The sequence below is a fragment of the Rhodococcus xishaensis genome (genome assembly GCF_004011825.1).
GTDB lineage: Bacteria > Actinomycetota > Actinomycetes > Mycobacteriales > Mycobacteriaceae > Prescottella > Prescottella xishaensis.
In genome coordinates, this window is sequence record NZ_RKLO01000004.1 from 240783 (window position 1) to 262424 (window position 21642).

General features: G+C 66.4%; 24 protein-coding genes. 14 read left to right on the plus strand and 10 right to left on the minus strand.

What is annotated here, in order from left to right:
- The first annotated feature begins 306 nt into the window (after positions 1–306).
- A complete protein-coding gene (locus EGT50_RS11225; RefSeq protein WP_127954482.1) occupies positions 307–2400 on the plus strand; it encodes a PhoX family protein in 2094 nt (697 codons plus the stop codon).
- A gap of 79 nt (positions 2401–2479) precedes the next feature.
- On the opposite strand, the gene EGT50_RS11230 is transcribed toward EGT50_RS11225, so the two are convergent.
- The 6 genes from EGT50_RS11230 to EGT50_RS11255 all read right to left on the minus strand — a co-directional run bounded on the left by EGT50_RS11230 (position 2480) and on the right by EGT50_RS11255 (position 7510).
- Positions 2480–3271, minus strand: coding sequence for an SDR family NAD(P)-dependent oxidoreductase (locus EGT50_RS11230; protein ID WP_127954484.1), 792 nt, complete (start codon positions 3269–3271; stop codon positions 2480–2482).
- A 47-nt stretch (positions 3272–3318) separates the two neighbouring features.
- Positions 3319–4050 carry a glycoside hydrolase family 25 protein gene (locus EGT50_RS11235; protein WP_164873393.1) on the minus strand — a complete coding sequence of 244 codons (732 nt, stop codon included), beginning with the start codon at positions 4048–4050 and terminating at the stop codon, positions 3319–3321.
- Between the two features lie 151 nt (positions 4051–4201).
- Positions 4202–5539, minus strand: a complete 1338-nt coding sequence (gene ggh, locus EGT50_RS11240; RefSeq protein ID WP_127954487.1) for a glucosylglycerate hydrolase — start codon at positions 5537–5539, stop codon at positions 4202–4204.
- 16 nt (positions 5540–5555) lie between these two features.
- Positions 5556–6581, minus strand: a complete 1026-nt coding sequence (locus tag EGT50_RS11245; RefSeq protein WP_127954490.1) for a PHP domain-containing protein — start codon at positions 6579–6581, stop codon at positions 5556–5558.
- 36 nt (positions 6582–6617) lie between these two features.
- Positions 6618–7040: an organic hydroperoxide resistance protein gene (locus tag EGT50_RS11250; RefSeq protein WP_127954493.1), complete on the minus strand. Its 423-nt coding sequence runs from the start codon at positions 7038–7040 to the stop codon at positions 6618–6620.
- Positions 7037–7510 carry a MarR family winged helix-turn-helix transcriptional regulator gene (locus EGT50_RS11255; protein WP_127954496.1) on the minus strand — a complete coding sequence of 158 codons (474 nt, stop codon included), beginning with the start codon at positions 7508–7510 and terminating at the stop codon, positions 7037–7039. Before EGT50_RS11255 ends, EGT50_RS11250 begins: the two co-directional genes overlap by 4 nt.
- Positions 7511–7640: 130 nt before the next feature.
- Here EGT50_RS11255 and EGT50_RS11260 point away from each other — a divergent pair, with 130 nt between their 5' ends.
- From EGT50_RS11260 to EGT50_RS11295, 8 genes are all read left to right on the plus strand, one after another.
- Entirely contained in the window at positions 7641–7928 is a 288-nt protein-coding gene (locus tag EGT50_RS11260; RefSeq protein WP_127954499.1) for a hypothetical protein, read from the plus strand.
- 62 nt (positions 7929–7990) lie between these two features.
- The gene (locus EGT50_RS11265) at positions 7991–8158 is read left to right on the plus strand and encodes a hypothetical protein (RefSeq protein WP_206615801.1); all 168 of its coding nucleotides are present in this window, start codon (positions 7991–7993) and stop codon (positions 8156–8158) included.
- A 70-nt stretch (positions 8159–8228) separates the two neighbouring features.
- Positions 8229–8510 carry a hypothetical protein gene (locus tag EGT50_RS11270; RefSeq protein WP_127954503.1) on the plus strand — a complete coding sequence of 94 codons (282 nt, stop codon included), beginning with the start codon at positions 8229–8231 and terminating at the stop codon, positions 8508–8510.
- 170 nt (positions 8511–8680) lie between these two features.
- Positions 8681–8899: a hypothetical protein gene (locus EGT50_RS11275; RefSeq protein ID WP_127954505.1), complete on the plus strand. Its 219-nt coding sequence runs from the start codon at positions 8681–8683 to the stop codon at positions 8897–8899.
- 295 nt (positions 8900–9194) lie between these two features.
- Positions 9195–9473: a hypothetical protein gene (locus EGT50_RS11280; protein WP_127954508.1), complete on the plus strand. Its 279-nt coding sequence runs from the start codon at positions 9195–9197 to the stop codon at positions 9471–9473.
- Positions 9474–9649: 176 nt separating this feature from the next.
- The gene (locus EGT50_RS11285) at positions 9650–9868 is read left to right on the plus strand and encodes a hypothetical protein (RefSeq protein WP_127954511.1); all 219 of its coding nucleotides are present in this window, start codon (positions 9650–9652) and stop codon (positions 9866–9868) included.
- A 64-nt stretch (positions 9869–9932) separates the two neighbouring features.
- Complete coding sequence (locus EGT50_RS11290; protein ID WP_127954514.1) at positions 9933–10622, plus strand: SDR family oxidoreductase; 690 nt, start codon at positions 9933–9935, stop codon at positions 10620–10622.
- A gap of 91 nt (positions 10623–10713) precedes the next feature.
- Positions 10714–12204, plus strand: a complete 1491-nt coding sequence (locus EGT50_RS11295) for a lipase family protein (RefSeq protein ID WP_235870704.1) — start codon at positions 10714–10716, stop codon at positions 12202–12204.
- 81 nt (positions 12205–12285) lie between these two features.
- Here EGT50_RS11295 and leuS read toward each other — a convergent pair whose 3' ends face one another.
- Positions 12286–15195: a leucine--tRNA ligase gene (gene leuS / locus EGT50_RS11300; RefSeq protein ID WP_127954517.1), complete on the minus strand. Its 2910-nt coding sequence runs from the start codon at positions 15193–15195 to the stop codon at positions 12286–12288.
- A 102-nt stretch (positions 15196–15297) separates the two neighbouring features.
- Here leuS and EGT50_RS11305 point away from each other — a divergent pair, with 102 nt between their 5' ends.
- The 5 genes from EGT50_RS11305 (at position 15298) to EGT50_RS11325 (ending at position 19683) form a co-directional block, all read left to right on the plus strand.
- Positions 15298–15696, plus strand: a complete 399-nt coding sequence (locus tag EGT50_RS11305) for an SdpI family protein (RefSeq protein WP_127954520.1) — start codon at positions 15298–15300, stop codon at positions 15694–15696.
- A gap of 17 nt (positions 15697–15713) precedes the next feature.
- Positions 15714–16694 carry a DUF1648 domain-containing protein gene (locus EGT50_RS11310; protein WP_127954523.1) on the plus strand — a complete coding sequence of 327 codons (981 nt, stop codon included), beginning with the start codon at positions 15714–15716 and terminating at the stop codon, positions 16692–16694.
- An 84-nt stretch (positions 16695–16778) separates the two neighbouring features.
- Positions 16779–17765, plus strand: coding sequence for a bile acid:sodium symporter family protein (locus tag EGT50_RS11315; RefSeq protein ID WP_127954526.1), 987 nt, complete (start codon positions 16779–16781; stop codon positions 17763–17765).
- Positions 17766–17886: 121 nt separating this feature from the next.
- Positions 17887–19275 carry a glutamate decarboxylase gene (locus tag EGT50_RS11320; protein WP_127954529.1) on the plus strand — a complete coding sequence of 463 codons (1389 nt, stop codon included), beginning with the start codon at positions 17887–17889 and terminating at the stop codon, positions 19273–19275.
- A gap of 90 nt (positions 19276–19365) precedes the next feature.
- Positions 19366–19683 carry a DUF6191 domain-containing protein gene (locus EGT50_RS11325; protein WP_127954532.1) on the plus strand — a complete coding sequence of 106 codons (318 nt, stop codon included), beginning with the start codon at positions 19366–19368 and terminating at the stop codon, positions 19681–19683.
- A 61-nt stretch (positions 19684–19744) separates the two neighbouring features.
- Here EGT50_RS11325 and EGT50_RS11330 read toward each other — a convergent pair whose 3' ends face one another.
- From EGT50_RS11330 to EGT50_RS11340, 3 genes are all read right to left on the minus strand, one after another.
- Positions 19745–20350 (minus strand): YqgE/AlgH family protein, encoded by a 606-nt coding sequence (locus EGT50_RS11330; protein ID WP_127954535.1) that lies wholly within the window; start codon positions 20348–20350, stop codon positions 19745–19747.
- Positions 20351–20407: 57 nt separating this feature from the next.
- On the minus strand, positions 20408–20644 hold the full coding sequence (locus tag EGT50_RS11335) for a YgaP family membrane protein (protein WP_127947496.1): 237 nt from the start codon (positions 20642–20644) through the stop codon (positions 20408–20410).
- 135 nt (positions 20645–20779) lie between these two features.
- The gene (locus EGT50_RS11340) at positions 20780–21505 is read right to left on the minus strand and encodes a TetR/AcrR family transcriptional regulator (protein WP_127954539.1); all 726 of its coding nucleotides are present in this window, start codon (positions 21503–21505) and stop codon (positions 20780–20782) included.
- Between the last annotated feature and the right edge of the window lie 137 nt (positions 21506–21642).

Consider the following 21642-nt stretch of genomic DNA (forward strand, 5'->3'; position numbering starts at 1 on the left):
TCCGACGACGGCGACGGCGACGACGGCGGCATCTCGAACGGCAGCCTGGCTCTCGCAGGTCTCGCGCTCGGCAGCCTCGCGTTCGGCATCCTGAGCTAGCTGACCCCAAGACACCGAAGGCCCCGCCGCTTGGCGGGGCCTTCGGCCGTTCGATCGGACTTCCATTCGTTCGGGGCACGGAACCTCCGACCGCCGTTGTCCGGCAGTTCATCCGGATGTCACCAGAACTCCGTTCCCGACTTCTACGGTGCGTGCGTTGCCGGCAACCTACCGCCGGTATCCGTACTCGACCTCGGGAGTCCAACGGTGAACCTGAAACCCCTCGCGTTGTTCGTCAAGCACGACGGAATGTCGTCGCGTGCCACGATCACCTGCCAGTACAAGTGTGGAAATGCCTGTGCCCACGATGTTCCCAACACCTCGGATGGGGAGTACTTCGGCGACATCGTTCGTGCCGCCGTCTCACGTCGCGGCGTCCTGCGTGGGGGAGCGGCGACGGTTCTCGCTGTCGGTGCGGGCGCTGTCCTGCCCGGTAACGCTGCAGCCGCGCCGGGCTGGCTCGACTTCGGATCGCTCGGTACAGGTTCCGCTTCCGGATCGCTCTCGGAACCGCCGGTCCCGGGCACTGTCTTCGCACCCGTGGCGCCCAACGAGGAGGACGCCGTCGTCGTTTCCGACGGATACGAGCAGGCTGTGGTGATCCGTTGGGGTGATCCGATCTTCGACGACGCCCCGGCGTTCGAGTTCGACAACCAGACCGCCGAGGCCGCCGTAAAGCAGTTCGGGTTCAACAACGACTTCGCGGGCCTGCTCCCGATCCCGGGTCAGCCGAACGCCTACCTGCTGGTGGTCAACCACGAGTACACCACTGAGCCGTCGATGTTCCGTGGCTACAACGCCGAGAACCCCACCGAGGAGCAGGTGCGCATCGGCTGGGCCAACCACGGCCTGTCCGTCGTCCAGGTACAGGGCGAAACGGGCTCCGGCAGGCTGACGCCACAGTTCGGTCAGTACAACCGACGCATCACCGCACTCACCGAGTTCGTCATCACCGGTCCCGCCGCGGGCAGTGCACTGCTGAAGACGTCGTCCGATCCCACCGGTACCCGGGTGAAGGGCACACTCAACAATTGCGCTGGGGGTGTAACACCCTGGGGCACAGTGCTTTCTGGTGAGGAGAACTTCAACCAGTACTTCGCCAACGGCGCACAGGTGGCCGATCCGACTACCTCGGCCCGTCTCGAGCGCTACGGCATCAGCGGCAACGCATCGCGCCGGAAGTGGGAGTGGTTCGATTACCGTTTCGACGTCGCGGCCGAGCCCAATGAGGTGAATCGCTTCGGCTGGGTCGTCGAGGTCGATCCGTGGGACCCGGAGTCCACGCCGGTCAAGCACACCGCCCTCGGACGCTTCAAGCACGAGGCGGCGACCATCCACGTCACCGACGACGGCACTGTCGTGGCGTATTCCGGCGACGACGAGCGCTTCGACTACATGTACAAGTTCGTGTCGTCCCGCAAGATGCAGCCCGGCCACAGCCGAGCAGCGATGCGGCACAACATGACCCTGCTCGACGCCGGCACCCTGTACGTCGCGAAGCTCAGCGGAAACGAACCCGACGCCATCGACGGCTCGGGAACGCTCCCGCCATCGGGCGTGTTCGCCGGGACGGGGCAGTGGATTCCTTTGCTGCGCACCGGCGAGGACGGCAGTGGCGAGTCGCTGGTCGACGGGATGACCGCCGACGAGGTCGCGGTGTTCACGCGTCTGGCGGGGGACAAGGTGGGTGCCACCAAGATGGACCGCCCCGAGGATTTCGAGCCCAACCCGCGCACCGGCAAGGTGTACGTCGCGCTCACGAACAACTCGAAGCGCGGGGCCTCGGGCCGGCCGCCGGCCGACTCCGCGAACCCGCGCAACAACAACAAGAACGGCCAAGTCCTCGAGATCGACGACCAGCACGCCGGCACGTCGTTCACGTGGAATCTGCTGCTGGTGTGCGGTGACCCCGCCACCGCCGACACCTACTTCGGCGGTTTCGACAAGTCGCAGGTCAGCCCCATCTCGTGCCCGGACAACCTGGCGTTCGATCCGTACGGCAACCTGTGGATCTCCACCGACGGCAACGCCCTGAAGTCCAACGACGGCCTGTTCTCCGTCGTGCTCGAGGGGGAGCGTCGCGGCGAGACGAAGCAGTTCCTCACGGTGCCGGTCGGCGCCGAGACGTGCGGCCCGATCATCGACGACAAGCGCGTCGTCGTCTGCGTCCAGCACCCCGGCGAGACCGACGATGGGAGCATCGACTCGCCGTCGTCGCACTGGCCTGACGGCGGTAGCGCTCAGCCGCGGCCATCCGTCGTTGCGGTGTGGAAGTCCGGTGGGGGTCAGATCGGGCTGTGACGTCCGAGAAGCCCCCAATGGCTGATGGGGTGGGAGTCGCGTCTCCCACCCCATCCCTGTGTCGTATCTCCGTGTCGGGCTACGCCTGCTCGGCCGCGTGCGCACCGACGAAGTCGGCGATGGAGGGGTTGCGGCGGAGGGTTTGCCCGCCACTCACGTGCAGAACCTGACCGGTGACGAAGCTCGATTCGTCACCGGCCAACCACGCCGCCGCATTCGCGACGTCCTCGGAGACACCGACCCGTCCGAGCGGGATCTCACGAAGATAGAGAGACCGGATCGGCGGGTAGTTCAGCCCGCCCGCCGACATCGGGGCGTCCGCGACGCCGCCGGGTGCGATGGAGTTCGCCCGGATTCCGCGGTGCCCGTACTCGTTGGCGATGCAACGGATGACGTGGTCGATTCCCGCCTTGGTCCCCATGTATGCGGCGTGGTTCTCGAACATGATCGACGCGGTGACCGACGAGATCTGGATGATGGACCCGCCGTCCGTCATGTTCCGCACCAGGCGCTGGAAGAACTGGAACGGTCCGACGAATTGGGTAGCCGCCATCCTCTCGAGGTCGTCCTTCGACGTCTCCTCGAAGGGTGCGAGCAGCCCCCACCCCGTCGCGTTGACGCCCACGTCGATGCGTCCGAACAGGTCTCGCGCAGTGGCGACGAGCGAATCGAGATCCTGCTCCGAGGTGATGTCGCACTGGTGCCACTGGGCGCCGATCTCTTCGGCCACCGACACGAGCGCGTCCTTGCGCCGTCCGGCGATCAACACCGCGGCGCCGTCGTCGACGAAGCGGCGGGCGATGGCGTGTCCCATGTTGCCCGGTGTCACACCGAGGACGATGGCGGTCTTGCTGCTCAATTGGTTTGTCATGCCGTCGACTGTTCCCGATTGATGGGCCGCAACGCCAGACCGAGTCGTCAGCTGCCGAAGAAGTTGTTTGCGTACGCGTCGAGGTCACCCATCGCGCCGCTGTAGACGTTCAGGTCGACATTGGCGGCGACTCCCGGGATACGGCCGCTGTCGGTGTACTGCCAGAACGCCCAGTTCGTCCATCCACCAGGCAGCGGGCCAGGAGCGTTTCCACCGTTGTAGTCCGCGATCCACAGCGGGTAGTTCGAGAACTCGGTGGTGTTGGCCATCGCGGTGCGCCAGAAGTAGGGATACGTGTAGATGATCGGTGTACGGCCCGTGAGGAGCTGGACCGTGTTGAGGTAGCGGCGGGTCCAGTCGATCAACTGCTGCGGCGCCAGGCCACCGGTGGTCTCGATGTCGAGCACGGGCGGCAGCCCGCCCAGCTGGTTGACCGCCAGTGCGTTGGCCGCAAAGAAGGCCGCCTGCGCCTCGGGGGATGTCGACGGGTCGGCGTAGTGGTAGGCACCACGCGCGACGCCGGCGATGCGCATCGCGAACGAATCCTGCGCGAAGTACGGGTTCGTGTAGTACAGGCCCTCGGTGGCCTTGACCAACCCGAACTCGTATCCGGCCGCGCGCACCTGGCCCCAGTTGATCGGCGCACCGCCCGGGTGCTGCCAGGAGGCCACATCGACACCCGGGCTGGCCGTAGCGACCGCGGGAGCCGTCAACGTCAGTGCCCCAGCCAGGAGAAGTGCAGCGGCACGTGGTATAGAGCGATGGAGGTTGCTCGGCATTGCCGAAGACTAGACGACGCAAATACCGAACGAGCGGATTTCGAGCGGAATTCAGAATTGTGCCAGCAAGTTCTCAGCATTCCCAAATAGTTCTCAGCATTCTCAAAACCGGGTAATTGTTTTAAACCGGGTGATCTTTCTAAATCGCATGCTAACCGAGCCAGTCCAGTACCGCGGCCGCCGTCCAGGACTGCTGCATGCTCCCGAGCGGATCCCCGGTGAACGGTTCGTAGTACTCAGCGAAAGTCCCGTCCGCGGCCTGCCGCAACCCCTCCGCGCGCAGCATCGACGACCGTTCCGCCCACCCGCGCCGCGCGAATGCCCACGAGAACAGCCACGTCATCACCGGCCAAACCGGGCCACGCCAGTACTCGCGGGGACGGAAGTCGGCGGAAACCGGCGATGTGGACGGCGGAACCGCATACCGCAGGTCGGGATGGGTACAGAACTTCGGGCCCTCGAACGTGCGCAACAGCGCCCGCTCCGTGTTCCGGTCCAACCCGCCACACAGCAGGGGCGCGAACATCGCGATCGTCTCGGTCTCGATCCACCGCCCACCGCGCACATCGAAATCACGTGCAGTCCCGTTCCGCTCGTCCGTCGTCATGACGACACCCGCCCGGAATCGGTCTGCCCAACAGTGCAGTTCGCGCACATCGGCATGTGGGCGCGAGTGTTCCTCGCCGATCACCGCGAGCACATCGCACGCAAGTGCGAAGATCGCGCTGACGAAGACGTCCTCGACCGCGAAGCTCATCTTGTCGGCCAGCGCCTCGTCGTCGTAGTTGACGCTCGCCATCTCCTCGAGTAGCCACAGGTACCGGTCGTACTCGCCGTCGGTGGGACGTTGCGCGGTGTCGGTGACGACCGAAACGTCCTCGCGGCGGTAAGGCGGCACCGGACCCGGAATCACGTTGGCATACACGGCATCCCATCGGGGTGAGTTGTCCATACCGGATTCCCACCCGTGATAGATCGTGATGCGCCCGTTCCCGTCCCGGTCCCGCGCGTGCGCGAGCCAGCGGTGCCAACGCATGAGGTCGGCCCAGCGACGGTCGAGGAACTCCTCGGCGACCGCCCGGGTGCTGCGCCCGTGCCGGCGGGCGTGGTCCAGGATTCGCTGCACCGCGATCGCGTGCACCGGTGGCTGAGTGATGCCCGATGTGTCGACGTCGACCGGCGCGTGGGCGGCCAGCTCCCGAGACCTCCAGCGGCTCGGACCCGGGAAGTACCCGTCGCCGCCGTTCGCGAAGACGATGTGCGGAATCATCCCGTTGTCCCACTGCGCCGAGAGCAGCGTGTCGAGCTCGGTGACCGCGCGTTCGACGCTCAGGGGCGCCAACCCGACGGCGACGAACGCCGCATCCCAGCTCCACATGTGTGGATAAAGGCGGGGCGCGGCCGTGGTCATCGTCCCCAGGTCGTTGCCGCGTAGCAGGTACGCGGCACGCGCCGCGAGCTGGGTCGGCGTGAATCCGGGGTCGATCATCGTCCTATTCTGCGACTCACCCGGCGAACGCGCGTGTAAAGGCGAGCAGATCGTCGACCGGCCACGTGTTGACCACCCGGTCCACGTCGACTCCGCATCGGATCGCGCGTTCGCAGCCGAGCCCCTGCCATGCGAGCTGGCCGGGCGCGTGCGCGTCGGTGTCGATCGCGAACAGACACCCGACGTCGACTGCCAGATCGATCAGCCGACTGGGCGGATCCCGCCGTTCGGGTCGGCAGTTGATCTCGATCGCCACATCGTGGTCCCGGCAGGCCTGGAAGACCCGCTCGGCGTCGAACTTCGACTCTGGGCGGGTGCCGCGCTTCCCCTCGACGAGGCGGCCGGTGCAGTGACCGAGCACGTTCACCCGCGGATCTCGGACGGCACCGAGCATCCGACTGGTCATCTCGCCCCGATCCGCTCGCAGATGCGAGTGGACGCTCGCCACCACCACGTCCAGTTCGTCCAGCAGACCCGAATCCTGGTCCAGCGCACCGTCGTCGAGGATGTCGACCTCGATGCCGGTGAGAATGCGCAGCGGTGCCATCTCGAGGTTCAGGTCGTGCACCACCGCAAGCTGGTCCCGCAGACGCTCCGCGGACAGCCCGTTCGCGACCGTGAGCCTGGGGGAGTGGTCGGTGAGCGCGCAGTACTCGTGGCCGAGCGCGGCAGCAGTGTGCATCATCTCGTCGATTGGACTGCCGCCGTCGGACCAGTCCGAGTGCACGTGCAGGTCCCCGCGCAGCGCCGGTTGCAGCGTGCCGCCGTACCCGATCGGCTGTGCCGCATCGCGCAGTTCCAATAGGTATTCGGGTACGTCTCCGGCCATGGCCTGCTCGACGATCGCCGCGGTCTTCGCACCCAGACCCGGAAGAGCGGTCCAGCCGCCGGTACGTTGACGCGACAGGCGCTGTTCGGCGGTCAGTCCCGCCACGACGTCCGCGGCGCGGCGGTAGGCGCGCACCCGATATGTGTCGGCCCGACCGCGCTCGAGCCAGAACGCGACCTCCCGCAGTGCCTCGACCGGCCCCGGATTCGCCATGTCTCCATGGTGCCTCCGGGGCCGGCGGGAACATCCCTATTCGTCTGTGACGGTCAGGGTGACCTCGATGTTGCCGCGCGTGGCGTTCGAGTACGGGCACACCTCGTGCGCCTTCTCGGTGAGCGCGAGGGCCTCGCCGCGTTCGAGGTGCGGCAACGAGACCTCCAACGTCACTGCCAGTCCGAAGCCCCCGGAATCGTTGGGGCCGATACCGACCCGTGCGCCGACCGCGGAATCGGTGGTGTCGGCGCCGGCCTGGCGGGCCACCAGCTGCAGCGCGGAATGGAAGCACGCTGCGTATCCGGCTGCGAACAGCTGCTCGGGGTTGGTGCCGTTGCCGCTGCCACCCATCTCCTTCGGGATCGCAAGATCCAGGTCGAGCCGTCCGTCGGACGTCGCGGCGCGGCCGTTGCGGCCCTCACCGGTTGCCAGTGCTTCGGCGGTGTAGAGGATGTTCATGGTGCCTCTTCTCGATCGTCGTTCGATGGTGTGCCCGACTCGGCCGCGTGCATATTGCGACCGATGTTCAGGAGGACGCCACGAAGGTCCTCCAGCTCTGGGGCAGCAAGCCCGGTGGCCCGCGCAAGGCGGGTCGGGATGTCGGAGGCCTGGGCACGCATCGCGACACCCGACTCGGTGAGCCGGATAGTCACCCGCCGCTCGTCGGTGACTAGCCGCCGCTTCTCGATCAGCCCGGCAGCCTCGAGCCGCTTGAGCAGCGGTGACAGCGTGCCGGTGTCGAGTTCGAGCGCATCACAGATCTCCTGGACGCCGCGACCGTCCTTCTCCCACAGCACCAACATCACCAGGTACTGCGGGTAGGTGATGCCCAGCTCGGCGAGCAGAGTCCGATACACCGCGGTGGTGGCGCGCGACGCCGAGTACAGCGCGAAGCACACCTGCCGGTCCAGAGCGAGGTCGTCGGTCACGGCGACTAATGTAGACCACAATTCTGTTGTGCACAATATTGTTCGACGCTTCTGGGTGTTTGGTGACAACCTGAGGATTTGATGACATCCTGATAAGGGACTGCCCACGACGAATCGAAAGGCAGGACCAATGAGGCAGAAGTTCAGGAAGAGCGCCCGGGTGGTCGCGGTTGCCGCAGCCATAACCCTCGCGACCGGCCTCGGCAGTGCGGCCACCGCATCCGCCGCCGAGATCGAATCGACTCCCTCGGTGCCCAACACCCAACCCCAGCAGCGAAGTGGACCCGATCCCTTGCTGCTAGAGGAGGGGCTGCTACTCGAGCAGGCTCCGCTGCTAGGCGGGCTAGGCGGGTTCGGCGGAGGCGGGTTCGGGGCCGTGCCGTTCGGCGGAATGCCGTTCGGCGGATTCCTCTTGTAGGCGAGGCGCGCGCCCGGGTGCAACACGCACCGGTCCATTGATCATCGGTCTACGCTGACGGCATGACGCCTCAGCGGCCGACAACTCTTCTCACCGGTGGAAGCCGCAGCCCGGGCGCCGGCATCGCCCCTGAGCTCGCCTCCGACCACCAATTGATCCTCGTTGGACGCAGCGCCGAATCGCTCGAACCGATCGTGAGGGAATCGACCCCGTCGCGGACGCCGGACTGAACAAACTGAACACGGGACTGCTGCCCAAGCTGACGACTCGAAGGCAGGGACGAATCGAAAGGCAGGGATCATGAGGCAGAAGTTCAGAAAGACCGCCCGAGTGGTCGCAGTAGCCGCCGCCCTAACCCTGGCGAGCGGTCTAGGCGGCGCAGTCACCGCATCCGCAGCTGAGTTGGAATCGACTCCGTCGGTGCCCGGTACCCAATCCGAGCAGAGTGGACCCGATGCGTTGCTGCAGGAGGAGGGGCTACTCCTCGAGGAGGGGCTGATCCTCGACGATGGTGGCGGGCTGTTCTTTGGGCCCGGTGGCGGGCCCGGCGGTGGCACGAACTTCGGGTTCCCGCTGCTGTAGGCAAAGCACGCGCTCCGGGTGCAAGCGACACCGGTCGGTTGATCATCGGTCTACGCTGAAGGTATACCGCCTCAGCGTCGGATGACCCTTGGCATCGGTGGAAGCCGCGGCCTGGGTGCCACCCTCGCTGACGAATCGTAAAGCAGGGACGAATCGAAAGGCAGGGGATCATGAGGCACAAGTTCAGGAAGAGCGCCCGGATGGTCGCGGCCGCAGCCGCCCTGACCCTGGCGATTGGTGTCGGTGGTGTGGCCACTGCATCCGCCGCCGAGGTCGAATCGACTCCCTCGGTGCCCAACACCCAACCCCAGCAGCAAACCGGACCCGGTCCCTTGCTGCTAGAGGAGGGGCTGCTACTCGAGCAGGGTCCGCTACTCGGCCTGCTGTAGGCAAACCGCGCGGCCCCGGCTGCGAACGACACCGGCGGTTTGATCATCGGTCCACGCTGACGGCACGCCGCCTCAGCGTCCGATAGCCCTTCCCACGATGGAAGCCGCGGCCCGGGCGCCACCATCGCCCCGAGCTCGCCTCCACCGACCGATTGATCTCCGTTGGACGCAGCGCCGAATCCCTCTACCCGATCGCGAGGGAATCGACCCCGACGCCGAACTGAACAAACTGAACACGGGACTACTGCCCGCGCTGACGACTCGTAAGCAGGGACGAATCGAAAGGCAGGGGATCATGAGGCAGAAGTTCAGGAAGAACGCCCGGGTGGCGGCGGTAGCTGTCGCCCTAGCCCTGGCGACCGGTGTCGGAGGTGCGGCCACCGCATCCGCCGCCGAGTTCGAATCGACTCCCTCGGTGCCCGGCACCCAACCCGAGCAGGGTGGACCCGATGCCTTGCTGCTGGAGGAGGGCCTGCTACTCGAGGACGAGCTGATCCTCGACGAGGGTGCGGGGCTGTTCTATGGATTCGGGATCGGCGGCGATGGCGTGAACTTCGGGTTCCCGCTGCTGTAGGCGAAGCACGCGCCCCGAGTGCACGCGACACCGTCGGTTGATCATCGGCCTGCGCTGATGGCAAACCGCCTCAGCGTCGATAGCCCTTGTCAGCCCTGGTCACCAACGGAAGCGGCGGCCTGGGTGGCATCCGCGCTGACGAATCGAAAGGCAGGGACGAATCGAAAGGCAGGGACATGAGGCACGAGTTCAGGAAGAGCGCCCGGATGGTCGCGGCCGCAGCCGCCCTAACCCTGGCGATCGGTGTCGGTGGTGCGGCCACCGCATCCGCCGGCGAGTTCGAATCGACTCCCTCGGCACCCAGCACCCAACCCCAGGAGCGAACCGGACCCGATCCCTTGCTGCTCGAGGAGGGGCTGCTACTCGAGCAGGCCCCGCTGCTCGGCTTGCTGTAGGCAAACCGGGCGGCCTCGGCTGCGAGCGACACCGGCAGGTTGATCATCGGTCTACGCTGACGGCATGCCGCCTCAGCGTCCGATAGCACTTGTCACCGGTGGAAGCCGCGGCCTGGGCGCCGCCATCGCCCGCGAGCTCGCCCCCACCCACCAGTTGATCCTCGGTGGGCGCAGCGCCGAGTCGCTCGAACCGATCGCGGGGGAATTGGCCGCGGCACCGTGGCCAGTCGACCTCACCGACTACGCGGCCGTTGAGGAGGCCGTCGCCGAGATCGACCGGCTGGACGTGTTGGTACACAACGCGGGCGTCGCCGAGTTGGGGACCATCGAGGAGACGTCGGTCGACACTTGGCGTTGGACGTTCGAGGCCAACGTCATTGCCGTCGCCGAACTGACCCGGCTACTGTTGCCCGCGCTGCGGGCGTCATATGGGCATGTGGTGTTGATCAACTCAGGTTCGGGCCTGCGCGTGAACGCAGGCTGGGGCGCGTACGCGGCGAGCAAGTTCGCGCTGCGCGCGTTCGGTGACGCCCTGCGGCTCGAAGAGCCGGCGCTGCGGGTGACGTCGATCCACCCAGGACGGATCGACACCGATATGCAGCGCGCACTCGTCGCGACGGAAGGCGATGAATACGACGCCGACCGGTTCCTCACTCCGCAGACTGTGGCGCGCGCCGTCCGCAACGCCATCGAAACGCCAGGGGACGCACACCCCACCGAGATCGTGTTGAGGCCGATACCGCGTCGGAAGTGACCACAGAGGGCAGTGATCCCGACTCGCGGACACTCCCGACAATCCGCCTAAGCACGCTGTTCGGCACCTCGGCGGTGCTAGCGTGCCGCGCATGCCAGGAAATCGGGGGGGATTCCGGGACAGAATGGTCGTCACCATGCTCGCGGTGATCTTGGTGATCGGGGGCGGGGCGATCGGGGGTGGCTCGACGGGCACGGCTGCGGCCCAGTCGATCGGCAGCACCGGCAGCGCCGGTGGAGAGGGTTCGGTCGGCACCGGCTCCTGGACGGACGGAACCGGCTCGGACGGAACCGCATCGAACGGCACCACCTCTGTCACCGGCTCACTGGGGACAGCGTCGTACGCCAGATCGCCGCTGGGCTCCTGGATGCCGGGCGTGGTCGGCTCGTTGATCTCGGAACCTGATCTTGACCCACCGGGACTCGAGACACTCCGCGCGGAGATGATGCCCTCCCCGTTGGGTGAACCCTTCTTCGACGAGTACCCGCCTGGATTGGATGCGATGGAAAACGGCGAGGTCATCGAGACCCGCGACGTGACGCCGGTCGCACGGCAACTCCTGAGCGAACCGGTACGCGAGGTCCGGCAGTTCAAGGTGAAGACCACCGACGCGGCCGACGAGCCGTCGTTCGCGACCGCGACGCTCATCGTCCCCGCCGCTCCGTGGCCCGGTCCCGGTCCCCGACCGGTCGTGGTGAACAACGTGCCGATCAACGGACTCGGGCGAGCCTGCACGCCCTCGTACACCCTCGCGCACGGCATCACCCCGTCGACGAACCCCTACGAACGACTCCGGCCAGTCACGACGCAGGCAGAACAACGCGGTTACGCAGTGCTTATCACCGATCACGAAGGCCCCCGGATGGCCTACGGGGAACCAATCGTCGCCGGACGCGCGATCCTCGACACCATCCGCGGCATGCGAAACCTGTACCCGGCGGAGTTCGGCGACAGCAAGCTCGCGTTGACCGGCTACTCGGGGGGTTCGATCGCCACGCACGGGGCGGTCAAGCTGATCGACTCGTACGCACCCGAACTCGCCGACGATATCGTCGGCGCCGCACTCGGGGGACTGCCGGCCGACTTCGAGATGCTCGGGCGCACCATGAACGGCAATCTCGCCAGCGGGTACTTCCTCGCCGCACTCTTCGGGGTCATGCGGGAACACCCCGAGACCCTCCCGTTGATCAACGATCTCGGACAGCGCCTGCTCATCTCGTCCCTGAAGGACCAGTGCATCAGCGATCTCGCCCTCCTGGGCGTCCTGCACATCCCGGTAGAAGCCCTCGCGAACGTCAAGAGTGCACTGAATACTCCTGTCGCACACGACATCTACACGGACCTGAAAATGGAGGACCTCAAGTCCGGCACCCCGCTGTACATATTCCACGGCGGGCAGGAGTTCTGGGTCCCCGTACTGGGCGCGCGCAACCTGTTCGACGAGCAGTGCGGGTATGGAGTCGACACTGTGTACCGGCAGGTCCCCGGTGAGCACATCATCGCCCCGTTCACCGGCACCCCCGGCGCGTTCGACTGGATCGACGCCCGGCTTGCCGGAGAACCCGCACCATCCGACTGTTGAAACGTCTCCGACGAACAGAGCACCACCGACGGGTTCCATCACCCGCTCACTGCGCGTGACGGAACCCGTCAGCGGTTACCTCTAGAGAACGACGTTGACCATCTTGCCGGGAACGACGATCACCCTGCGGGGGTCCTTGCCGTCGAGCAGCGCGACGATCTTTTGGTCCGTCAGAGCGACCTTCTCGATGTCCTCACGGGCGGCGTCGACCGCGACGTTGATGCGGCTGCGGACCTTGCCGTTGACCTGGATCGGATACTCGACGGTGTCCTCGACCAGCCACTTGTCGTCGGCGGTCGGGAACGGTCCGTGCGCGAGCGACTCGGAGTGACCCAGACGCGACCACAGCTCCTCCGCTAGGTGCGGCGCGACCGGACCCAGCATGAGCACCAGCGGCTCCACCGCTGAGCGTGGCGCACCTGCCGGGTACTCCTTGGTGAGGTGATTGGTGTACTCGATCAGCTTGGCGACGGCGGTGTTGTCGTGCAGCGCCGCGTAGTCCGCGCTGACACCGGCAATCGCCTTGTTGAGCGCACGCAGCGTGTCCTCCGACGGTTCGGCGTCGGTGACCCGCACATCACCGCTCTCCTCGTCGACGACTACACGCCATGCGCGCTGCAGGAAGCGGTGCGCACCGATGACGTCCTTCGTCGCCCACGGCCGGGACGTGTCCAGCGGCCCCATCGCCATCTCGTAGACGCGCAGGGTGTCGGCGCCGTACTCGTCGCAGATCTGGTCCGGCGAAACGGAATTCTTGAGACTCTTGCCCATCTTGCCGTACTCGCGCTTGACCTCGGCGCCCTCGTAGAAGAACTTGCCGTCCTCCTCGGTCACCTCGGCCGCCGGCACGTACACGCCACGCTCGTCGGTGTACGCATACGCCTGGATGTAGCCCTGGTTGTAGAGGCGGCGGTACGGCTCACTCGAACTGACATGACCCAGGTCGAACAGGACCTTGTGCCAGAACCGTGCGTACAGCAGGTGCAGCACCGCGTGCTCGACTCCGCCGACATACAGGTCGACGCCACCGGGATCGTCGGGGCCGTGGATGTCTGGACGCGGACCGGTCCAGTAGGCCTCGTTCTCGGAGGCGACGAACTGCTCGTTGTTCGTCGGGTCGATGTAGCGCAGTTGGTACCACGAGCTGCCCGCCCATTGCGGCATCACATTGGTGTCGCGGTGGTAGATCTTCAGCCCGTCGCCGAGATCCAACTCGACATTGACCCACTCGGCCGCCTTCGCGAGCGGGGGAGAGGGCTCGGACCTGGCGTCGTCCGGGTCGAACGACACCGGCGCATAATCCTCGACTTCCGGAAGTTCCACCGGCAGAGCCGATTCCGGTAGCGGATGCGCGACGCCCTGGTCGTCGTACACGATCGGGAACGGCTCGCCCCAGTAGCGCTGGCGCGCAAACAGCCAGTCGCGCAGCTTGTACTGGATGGTGCCCACGCCGAGACCATCCGCCTCGAGCCGCTCGATGACCGCCTCCTTGGCATCCGCGACGCCACGGCCGTTCAAGTAGTCGGAGTTCACGAGCGGTCCGTCGCCAGTGAACGCGGCCTTGGACAGGTCGCCTCCCTTGATGACCTCGACGATGTCGAGGTCGAACGCGGTCGCGAACTCCCAGTCACGCTGGTCGTGGCCGGGGACGGCCATAATCGCACCGGTGCCGTAGCCGGTGAGCACGTAATCGGCAATGAACACAGGTAGTTCGTGGCCGTTCACCGGATTCACGGCGTGGACGCCGAGGAAGACGCCGGTCTTCTCCTTGCTCTCCTGGCGTTCGAGATCGCTCTTGGCCGCGATCGAGGCACGGTACGCCTTGACGGCCTCGGCCGGGGTGGACTTGCCGCCGGTCCAGCGCGGGTCGACACCGTCGGGCCACTCGGCCGCCACCAGCCGGTCCACCAGCTCGTGCTCGGGCGCCAGCGTCACGTACGTGGCACCGAAGAGGGTGTCGGGACGAGTGGTGAACACCTCGATGTCGATGTCGTGGCCGGCGGTGCCCGATCGCTCGTCACTCCGCTCGCCCCGCACCGCGAACTTGACCTGGGCTCCGTACGAGCGCCCGATCCAGTTGCGCTGCATGGTCTTGACCTTCTCGGGCCAGTCCAGGTGCTCGAGGTCGTCGACGAGACGGTCCGCGTAGGCGGTAATCCGCATCATCCACTGCTGCAGTTGCTTCCGGAACACCGGGAAGTTCCCGCGCTCGCTGCGACCGTCTGCGGTGACCTCCTCGTTGGCCAGCACCGTCCCCAGGCCCGGACACCAATTGACCATCGAATCCGAATGGTAGACAAGGCGGTACGAGTCGAGCACCCTGCTGCGCTCGACAGCGTCCAACGAGGCCCAGCTGCGTCCGTCGTCCAGAGTGCGTTCACCCGAGGCGAATTCGGCTTCGAGCTCGGGGATGCGACGCGCCTTGCCTTGCGCGGTGTCGTACCAGGCGTTGTAGATCTGCAGGAAGATCCACTGCGTCCAGTGGTAGAAGTCGACATCCGTCGTCGCGACGCTGCGACGCTCGTCGTGACCGAGACCCAGACGGCGCAGCTGACGCTGCATGTTCGCGATGTTGGTCTCTGTCGTCGTCCGCGGATGCGTGCCCGTCTGCACCGCATACTGCTCGGCCGGCAGACCGAACGCGTCGTAGCCGAGGGCGTGGAGGACGTTGTGGCCCTGCATCCGGTGGTAGCGCGCGAACACGTCGGTGCCGATGTAGCCGAGCGGGTGCCCGACGTGCAGACCCGCACCAGAGGGGTACGGGAACATGTCCTGCACGAACAGCTTGTCGGCGGGCACATTGACGGCGTCCCCCGTCGCATCGCTCGCCTGCGGCGCCAGCGGACCCACCGGGTTGGGGGCATTGAACGTCCCCCGCTCGCTCCACAGCTCCTGCCAGCGCCGCTCGATACGGCCGGCGAGTTCGGCTGTATAGCGGTGCTGCGGCGTCGAGTCGTCGGTCGATGCGGCTTGCTGAACTGGCTCGGTCAATGTGGTCGCTATCTACTTGGATGACGGAAATTCCGCAAACCAGGGTAAAGGCTGGTCGGCCCCGGGGGCACATGCCCGTCGGACCGGGCTTATCGTGGATGCGTGCTCATTGTCGCTGTCGTCCTGTTCTTCGCCGCTGTCGGCCTCGCCGCGCTGGGCATCGCCGGACTGACCGGTCGGCTCAGTCGCAACCGCTGGGCCGGGGTGCGTACCCCCGAATCGCTCCGCGACGACGAGGCGTTCGCGCTGGCCAACAAGGTCGCAGCACCCACGATACTGGCGTCCGCCGTGGTCCTGGGGATCGGCGGTGTCGCCGCCACCCTGCTCGACGGCATCCTGCCGATCTTCGCGGTGAGCGTCTCCGTCGTCGCCGCCCTCCTCACCGCCGCCGTCGGCGGCACCCTCGGCTCACGCGCCGCCGGTGCACTGCCCGAGGAGACCAGCGGTTGCGGCACCTCGTGCGGCGCCTGCAGCCTCCAGGGCGCCTGCGAGCCTGCCTGACTGGTTGAATTTCGAGTGTGACCACCCCGCCAACCGGCCCGCGTGTCGTCGACCACGCCGGCGCCATCTTCGGTCTCGCCGTTCCGGTGCTGGCCGCGGCCGCGGGCGTCGCGGTGACATACGTCCTCGAACCCCGCCTGCCCGAACTGATTGCCACCCCCTGGTCCGGTAGCGCGCCGGAAGCCCTCGTGAGCCCCACCACGAGCGCATGGTCCCTCGCGGCGATCGTGCTGATCGTCGGCGGCGGCTGCGGCGCCATCGCCGCACTCGCCCAGGCCCGGCTGATGATGCGCCGGATCATGTTGCTGCTCGGGCTGACCATCGTCGGGGGTCTTCTCGCCGCCGCCGTCGCGACGACCGTGCGGCAACTCGATGCAACGACGGTGGTCGACGCGCCCCTGCACGTCGGCGCGATCGGTCTCGGCCTCGCCGTCGGCGCCATCGTGGGCTTGGTCGGCGCTTCGCTGTTGCGCGACCATCGCGTCCGTACCACCGCCACCGAGGCACCGGCGGCGGATCTGCCCCGGGGCGCCGTCGAGTTGCCCATCACCGGCCAGGTCGGGATGAGCGCGGGCGAACTCGCCGCCACGGGCGCGGCCCTCGTCGCACCGGCGGCGCTGGTGTGCTGGCTGGCGGACACATGGTGGCCGCTGGGCATGTACCTGCCGTTCGTGCTACTCGCGATGACAATCCTGCAGTTCCGCCTCGTCGTCGACGCGGAGAGCATCCGCGTGCAGAACATGGGCATGTCGGCGATCGAGTACGGCACCGAAGAGGTGCTCGGCGCGAAGGTCGCGCAGGTGCGCCCGTTCCAGGACTTCGGCGGCTGGGGCTTCAAGTCGAAGGGGCGCGGCGACCAGGGCGTCGTCACACGCACGGGACCGGCCGTCGTGATCACCTTCGCGTGCGGCGATCGACTCACCGTCACCACGCCCCGGGCCGAGGAGATCGCCGGGGCCCTCAACACCCTCGCCGACCAGCGCCTGACCCGGTCCTGACCGCCGCCGCGCGACCGCCCGATGGCTTGAACGCCGTACGGCACCGTGCTGCGGGCCTGGTCCTGGAACGTATACCGTTTGACGGTGAAGTTTCTGAACAGGCTCTACATCGACGGCTTCATCCTTTCGATCGCGGCCGTCGCGATCCTCGGGAGCCTGTTCCCCGTCTCCGGCACTGGCCAGACGGTGCTGGACTGGACCACCAAGATCGCGATCGGACTCCTTTTCCTGCTCTACGGCGCGCGACTGTCCCCCGCCGAGGCACTGCACGGTCTCAAGCACTGGCGACTGCACTCGGTGGTGCTCGCTGCGACTTTCGTGCTGTTTCCGCTCATCGGCCTGGCGCTGCGGATCCTGGCGCCGACCGTGATCAGCGACGACTTGTACACCGGCATCCTCTACCTGTGCCTGGTGCCGTCGACGGTTCAATCGTCGATCGCGTTCACCTCGATCGCGCGGGGCAACGTCGCAGGCGCGATCGTGAGCGCGTCACTGTCCAACCTTCTGGGGGTCTTCGTCACCCCACTGCTGGTGATCCTGCTGATGAGCACGACCGGTCAGGCCACCGTCGACCCCTCCTCGGTGATCGACATCATGCTGCAGTTGCTACTACCGTTCATGGTCGGACAGCTCATTCGGCCGCTCGTCATCGACTGGCTCATGAGGCACGCCGAACCGACCAAACTCGTCGACCGCGGCTCGATCCTGCTCGTGGTGTTCTCGGCGTTCAGCGTTTCGATGGCGGACGACATCTGGAGCACCGTGACCGCTATCGAGATCGTTGCCGTGGTGGCGGTGTGCGTGTTGATCCTCGCGGCGGTGCTCGGGATCACCGCGTTCGCCGGTGCGAAGCTCGGATTCTCCCTGCCGGACCGCATCGTCATCATCTTCTGCGGCTCCAAGAAGAGTCTGGCGACAGGCCTGCCGATGGCGTCGGTGCTGTTCGCGGGGCAGCCCATCGGTCTGATAGTGCTACCACTGATGATCTTCCACCAGATCCAGTTGATCGTGTGCGCCGCGCTCGCGCAGCGGCTCGCCAAGCGCTCGGATCCCGAGGCCGTCACCTCCTGACCGAACCGTGAGTTCACGCCCGCCTGAGCGATGGCTGCGGTTCAATGAGTGCGGGCGCGCCTGCGCTGTTCAGGTGCGCGCTGTTCGGGTGGTCCCAGGCAGCTGTGTATCGGAGGCGAGCATGAGCGAGAACCATCACCATCGCGAACCCCAGGACGTCATCGCGCCCGCCTACACGGGTCGACTCGAGACGAACCCGGTTCCCGCGCTTCGCCTGCCCCACGATTCGATGGACCCACGGGCCGCCCACCGGTTCATCCACGACGAACTGATGCTCGACGGCAGTTCTCGCCTCAACCTCGCGACGTTCGTGACGACGTGGATGGACCCCGAGGCCACAGCTCTGATGGCGGAGACGTTCGACAAGAACCTCATCGACAAGGACGAGTATCCGGCGACGTCGGCCATCGAACAGCGTTGCGTCAACATGGTCGCCGCGCTGTTCAACGCACCGGGGCTGTCGGACACCGATCCGGGGGCGGCAACCGGCGTCTCGACGATCGGCTCGAGCGAGGCGGTGATGCTCGCCGGGCTGGCGATGAAGTGGCGCTGGCGGCAGGCGCGCGAGGGCGCCGGACGGGACGCGTCCAAGCCGAAACTGGTGATGGGCAGCAATGTTCAGGTGGTCTGGGAGAAGTTCTGCCGCTACTTCGACGTCCAACCGGTATACCTGCCGATGGAACCGGGCCGGTATGTGATCACGCCCGAACAGGTGACGGCAGCGGTCGACGAGAACACCATCGGCGTGGTCGCGATTCTCGGAACCACCTACACCGGCGAACTCGAACCGGTCGAGGAGATCGCCCTGGCGCTCGACGAACTCGCCGCGGGCGGCGGCCCCGACGTCCCGGTACACGTGGACGCCGCCAGCGGCGGATTCGTAGTCCCCTTCGTGAATCCGGATATGTTGTGGGACTTCAGGATTCCTCGTGTCGTGTCGATCAACGTGAGCGGTCACAAGTACGGCCTCACCTATCCCGGTATCGGGTTCGTAGTCTGGCGCGATCCCGAACACCTACCCGAGGAACTGGTCTTCCGGGTCAACTACCTGGGTGGCGACATGCCGACGTTTACTCTCAACTTCTCGCGGCCGGGAAGCCAGCTCGTGGGGCAGTACTACAACTTCCTGCGGCTGGGCCACGCCGGGTACCGGCGCATCATGAGGGCTCTGCGTGGTACCGCAATGTGGTTGAGTGACAGGCTCTCCGAGGCAGGCGACTTCCACGTCATCAGCGATGGCTCGGCGATCCCGGTCATCGCATTCGAACTCGCCGAGGAGCTGGGCTTCACCGTCTTCGACATCTCCCACGAGCTGCGTTCCCGCGGCTGGCAGGTCCCCGCCTACACAATGCCCGCCGCCGCCACGGAAGTAGCGGTACTGCGCATCGTCGTACGCGAGGGCTTCAACGCCGACCTCGCCCGTCTGCTGTTCGATGACATCGTCACGGTCTGCGGCTACCTTCGCCGGGGCGCCGCATACCGCCCGGAGGCTCGACACTTCGCGCACTGACCCCGCCGGGTGGTAATCCTGGACGGTTACAACAAGGTTCGTGGACGATGAAGCTGCGACATTGCACTAGTTCGGGGAGGATGGGATGCAATGGGTGTAATGATCTTCGTAGCAGCCGTATTGGCTGGAGCCATCATTCTCGACCAGTTCGGTCTGTGGGCGGAACGTCGTGGATGGATCTATTGGCGAAAGAAGAAGGGGACTGGCGGCTCGCCGGGAGCGCTCGAGTACATGAACACCCTGTTCTCCCCTTCGACACAGAACGTCGTGGAGGAACGAGAAAGCAAGAGGGTGACCCGAGTCGATTTGGCAACAGGAGACGAGCTGGATCTCGACTCGCCCACTGTATTTCTAGAGATGCGCGAGTGGGAGAGAGAATCAGATAGCCCTCGTTCGTCCGAGCGTTGAACAAGATCTCAGGGGTTGACGTGAAGGCGGTGGGGGAGACCCAGGTCCGGTCGGGACGCCGTCAGTTCAGGTCGATATCGACCGGGTGCGTCGCGAGCAGCGTCAGCGGCATGGGCTGCCGGCGCAGCACCTGACCCCAGACGTCCACACGGGGCGGACTGACGATGTCGGAGGCCAAGGCCGACAACACGATCCAGTCGTCGTTCTCGATCTCGGAATCGAGCTGACCGAAAGTCCAGCCTGCGTAGCCGGCGAAGACCCGCAGCCCGTCGATGGCGGGGGAGATCTGCTCGGGGTCCGCATCGAGGTCGACAATCACGACACGACCGTCGACGCGGCGTAGCCCGGGAACACCGGTGACATCAGCACCGGTCCGGAGCGTTGCCAGGCACAGCGCGGCATCACGTGTGACCGGACCACCGACATAGATCGACTTCGGGTCGGCGGCTAGGCCGGCCCACTGCGGCAGCACCTCCTGTACCGCGGTGTCGCTGCGGCGGTTGATGACGACACCGAGGCTGCCGGCGTCATTGTGCTCGATCATGTACACGACGGTCCGACGGAACGTCGGCTCGAACAGATCGGTTGACGACACCAGCAAACTGCCCGGCCGTACCACAGGCTGTGCCGACGCCGTTCGGTCCTCAGGTTCCTCCGAGTGCGCCACCGGGTCATCATCTCATCGACGACGCCCCGGCGGGAGATGGGAATCGCGTCCGACGGCTCACGCCTTCACCGGACAGGCGGCGGTACGGGGTACGCCGAGCTTCTGCAGGAACAGGCTCATCGGGCACCAACCGGCGACTCCGTACAGGACCAGGTTCGCCGACACGAACGCGGTCAGCCCGCGCCACTTCGGCGAGCGGTTGCGGCCGAGCAGCAGGCTCGCGCCCGCCACCGATCCACCGAGCAGCGGCACGATGCGCTCGATGGACCAGCCGGAATGCTTCGGTAGTGCCACGGCGGGGATCTCCTTGCGATTCGTGGTGTCGAGGGGCTGCGTCCCGTGCCCGCGTCGGTGCCGGACGCGCTGCGGGCAGCGGTGCGTCCGGACCGTCGGGCCGGCACGATCCGAACTGTATACCCCGTGGGGTATTTAGTCGACGTGTCGTCGACCACGTCCGGCGCGCTGAACCAGGCCCAGGATCTGGTCGAGGACCTCGAGGTGATGCTCGAACAGCACCGCCGGCTCTGTGAAGGTGTCGGCGCCGAACTGCTCGAACACCTCGGAACTCACCATCCCGAACAGCGCGCTCCACACCATCACTCCGCGGACGAGGACCTCGTTCGGCAACGTCGATCCCATCTCGCTGCGGATCCGCCCCAGATCCACGGCCAGGCCTGGCTCGAACTCGGCCTCGGGAACCTCGATCGCACCGGCCCGGTAGGCAGACTCGATGATGGTCACCATCGCGACGATGACCCGGGTGCCCGGGCCTGTCGTGCGCTCAGCGGGGGCGTGGTAGCCAGGGACCGGACTGCCGAACAGCAGCGCATACCGAGCCGGTTCGCGCACCGCCCACGCACGGACCGCGCGGCCGAGGGCGTGCAGTCGCCCCCGATGGTCCGCCTCGGGCAGTGCGTCGATGGCCGCGTCCACCTCCGCAGCCAGTTCGTTGTAGGCGTCGATGACCAGCAGCGTGAGTAGCTCGTCACGGCTTGCGACGTACCGGTACACCGCCGAGGACACAACCCCGAGATCCCGCGCGACCGCCCGCAGCGACAGCGCCGCGGCACCATGCGCCACCAGGTGCTCGCGTCCTATGCGGGTGATCTCGGCGAGGGTCTGCTCACGCGCGCGCTCGCGTGGGGTGGACGTCATGGTTCCACCCTGCCCGACACGCGAGAGCACTGTCAACGAAAGAGAGCAGCGCTCTTGACAATGTGGGGTGCGAGCCACATCCTGAAAAGGAGAGCAGCGCTCTCGAATCCGAAAACTCTCGAGAAGGTGGGCCCGAC

Bases quoted from the DNA above. Each gene is read 5' to 3' on its own strand.
- EGT50_RS11230 (WP_127954484.1), bottom strand. From the start codon at position 3,271: ATGACAAACCAATTGAGCAGCAAGACCGCCATCGTCCTCGGTGTGACA.
- EGT50_RS11235 (WP_164873393.1), bottom strand. From the start codon at position 4,050: ATGCCGAGCAACCTCCATCGCTCTATACCACGTGCCGCTGCACTTCTC.
- ggh (WP_127954487.1), bottom strand. From the start codon at position 5,539: ATGATCGACCCCGGATTCACGCCGACCCAGCTCGCGGCGCGTGCCGCG.
- EGT50_RS11245 (WP_127954490.1), bottom strand. From the start codon at position 6,581: ATGGCGAATCCGGGGCCGGTCGAGGCACTGCGGGAGGTCGCGTTCTGG.
- EGT50_RS11250 (WP_127954493.1), bottom strand. From the start codon at position 7,040: ATGAACATCCTCTACACCGCCGAAGCACTGGCAACCGGTGAGGGCCGC.
- EGT50_RS11260 (WP_127954499.1), top strand. From the start codon at position 7,641: ATGAGGCAGAAGTTCAGGAAGAGCGCCCGGGTGGTCGCGGTTGCCGCA.
- EGT50_RS11265 (WP_206615801.1), top strand. From the start codon at position 7,991: ATGACGCCTCAGCGGCCGACAACTCTTCTCACCGGTGGAAGCCGCAGC.
- EGT50_RS11270 (WP_127954503.1), top strand. From the start codon at position 8,229: ATGAGGCAGAAGTTCAGAAAGACCGCCCGAGTGGTCGCAGTAGCCGCC.
- EGT50_RS11275 (WP_127954505.1), top strand. From the start codon at position 8,681: ATGAGGCACAAGTTCAGGAAGAGCGCCCGGATGGTCGCGGCCGCAGCC.
- EGT50_RS11280 (WP_127954508.1), top strand. From the start codon at position 9,195: ATGAGGCAGAAGTTCAGGAAGAACGCCCGGGTGGCGGCGGTAGCTGTC.
- EGT50_RS11285 (WP_127954511.1), top strand. From the start codon at position 9,650: ATGAGGCACGAGTTCAGGAAGAGCGCCCGGATGGTCGCGGCCGCAGCC.
- EGT50_RS11290 (WP_127954514.1), top strand. From the start codon at position 9,933: ATGCCGCCTCAGCGTCCGATAGCACTTGTCACCGGTGGAAGCCGCGGC.
- EGT50_RS11295 (WP_235870704.1), top strand. From the start codon at position 10,714: ATGCCAGGAAATCGGGGGGGATTCCGGGACAGAATGGTCGTCACCATG.
- EGT50_RS11320 (WP_127954529.1), top strand. From the start codon at position 17,887: ATGAGCGAGAACCATCACCATCGCGAACCCCAGGACGTCATCGCGCCC.
- EGT50_RS11325 (WP_127954532.1), top strand. From the start codon at position 19,366: ATGGGTGTAATGATCTTCGTAGCAGCCGTATTGGCTGGAGCCATCATT.
- EGT50_RS11340 (WP_127954539.1), bottom strand. From the start codon at position 21,505: ATGACGTCCACCCCACGCGAGCGCGCGCGTGAGCAGACCCTCGCCGAG.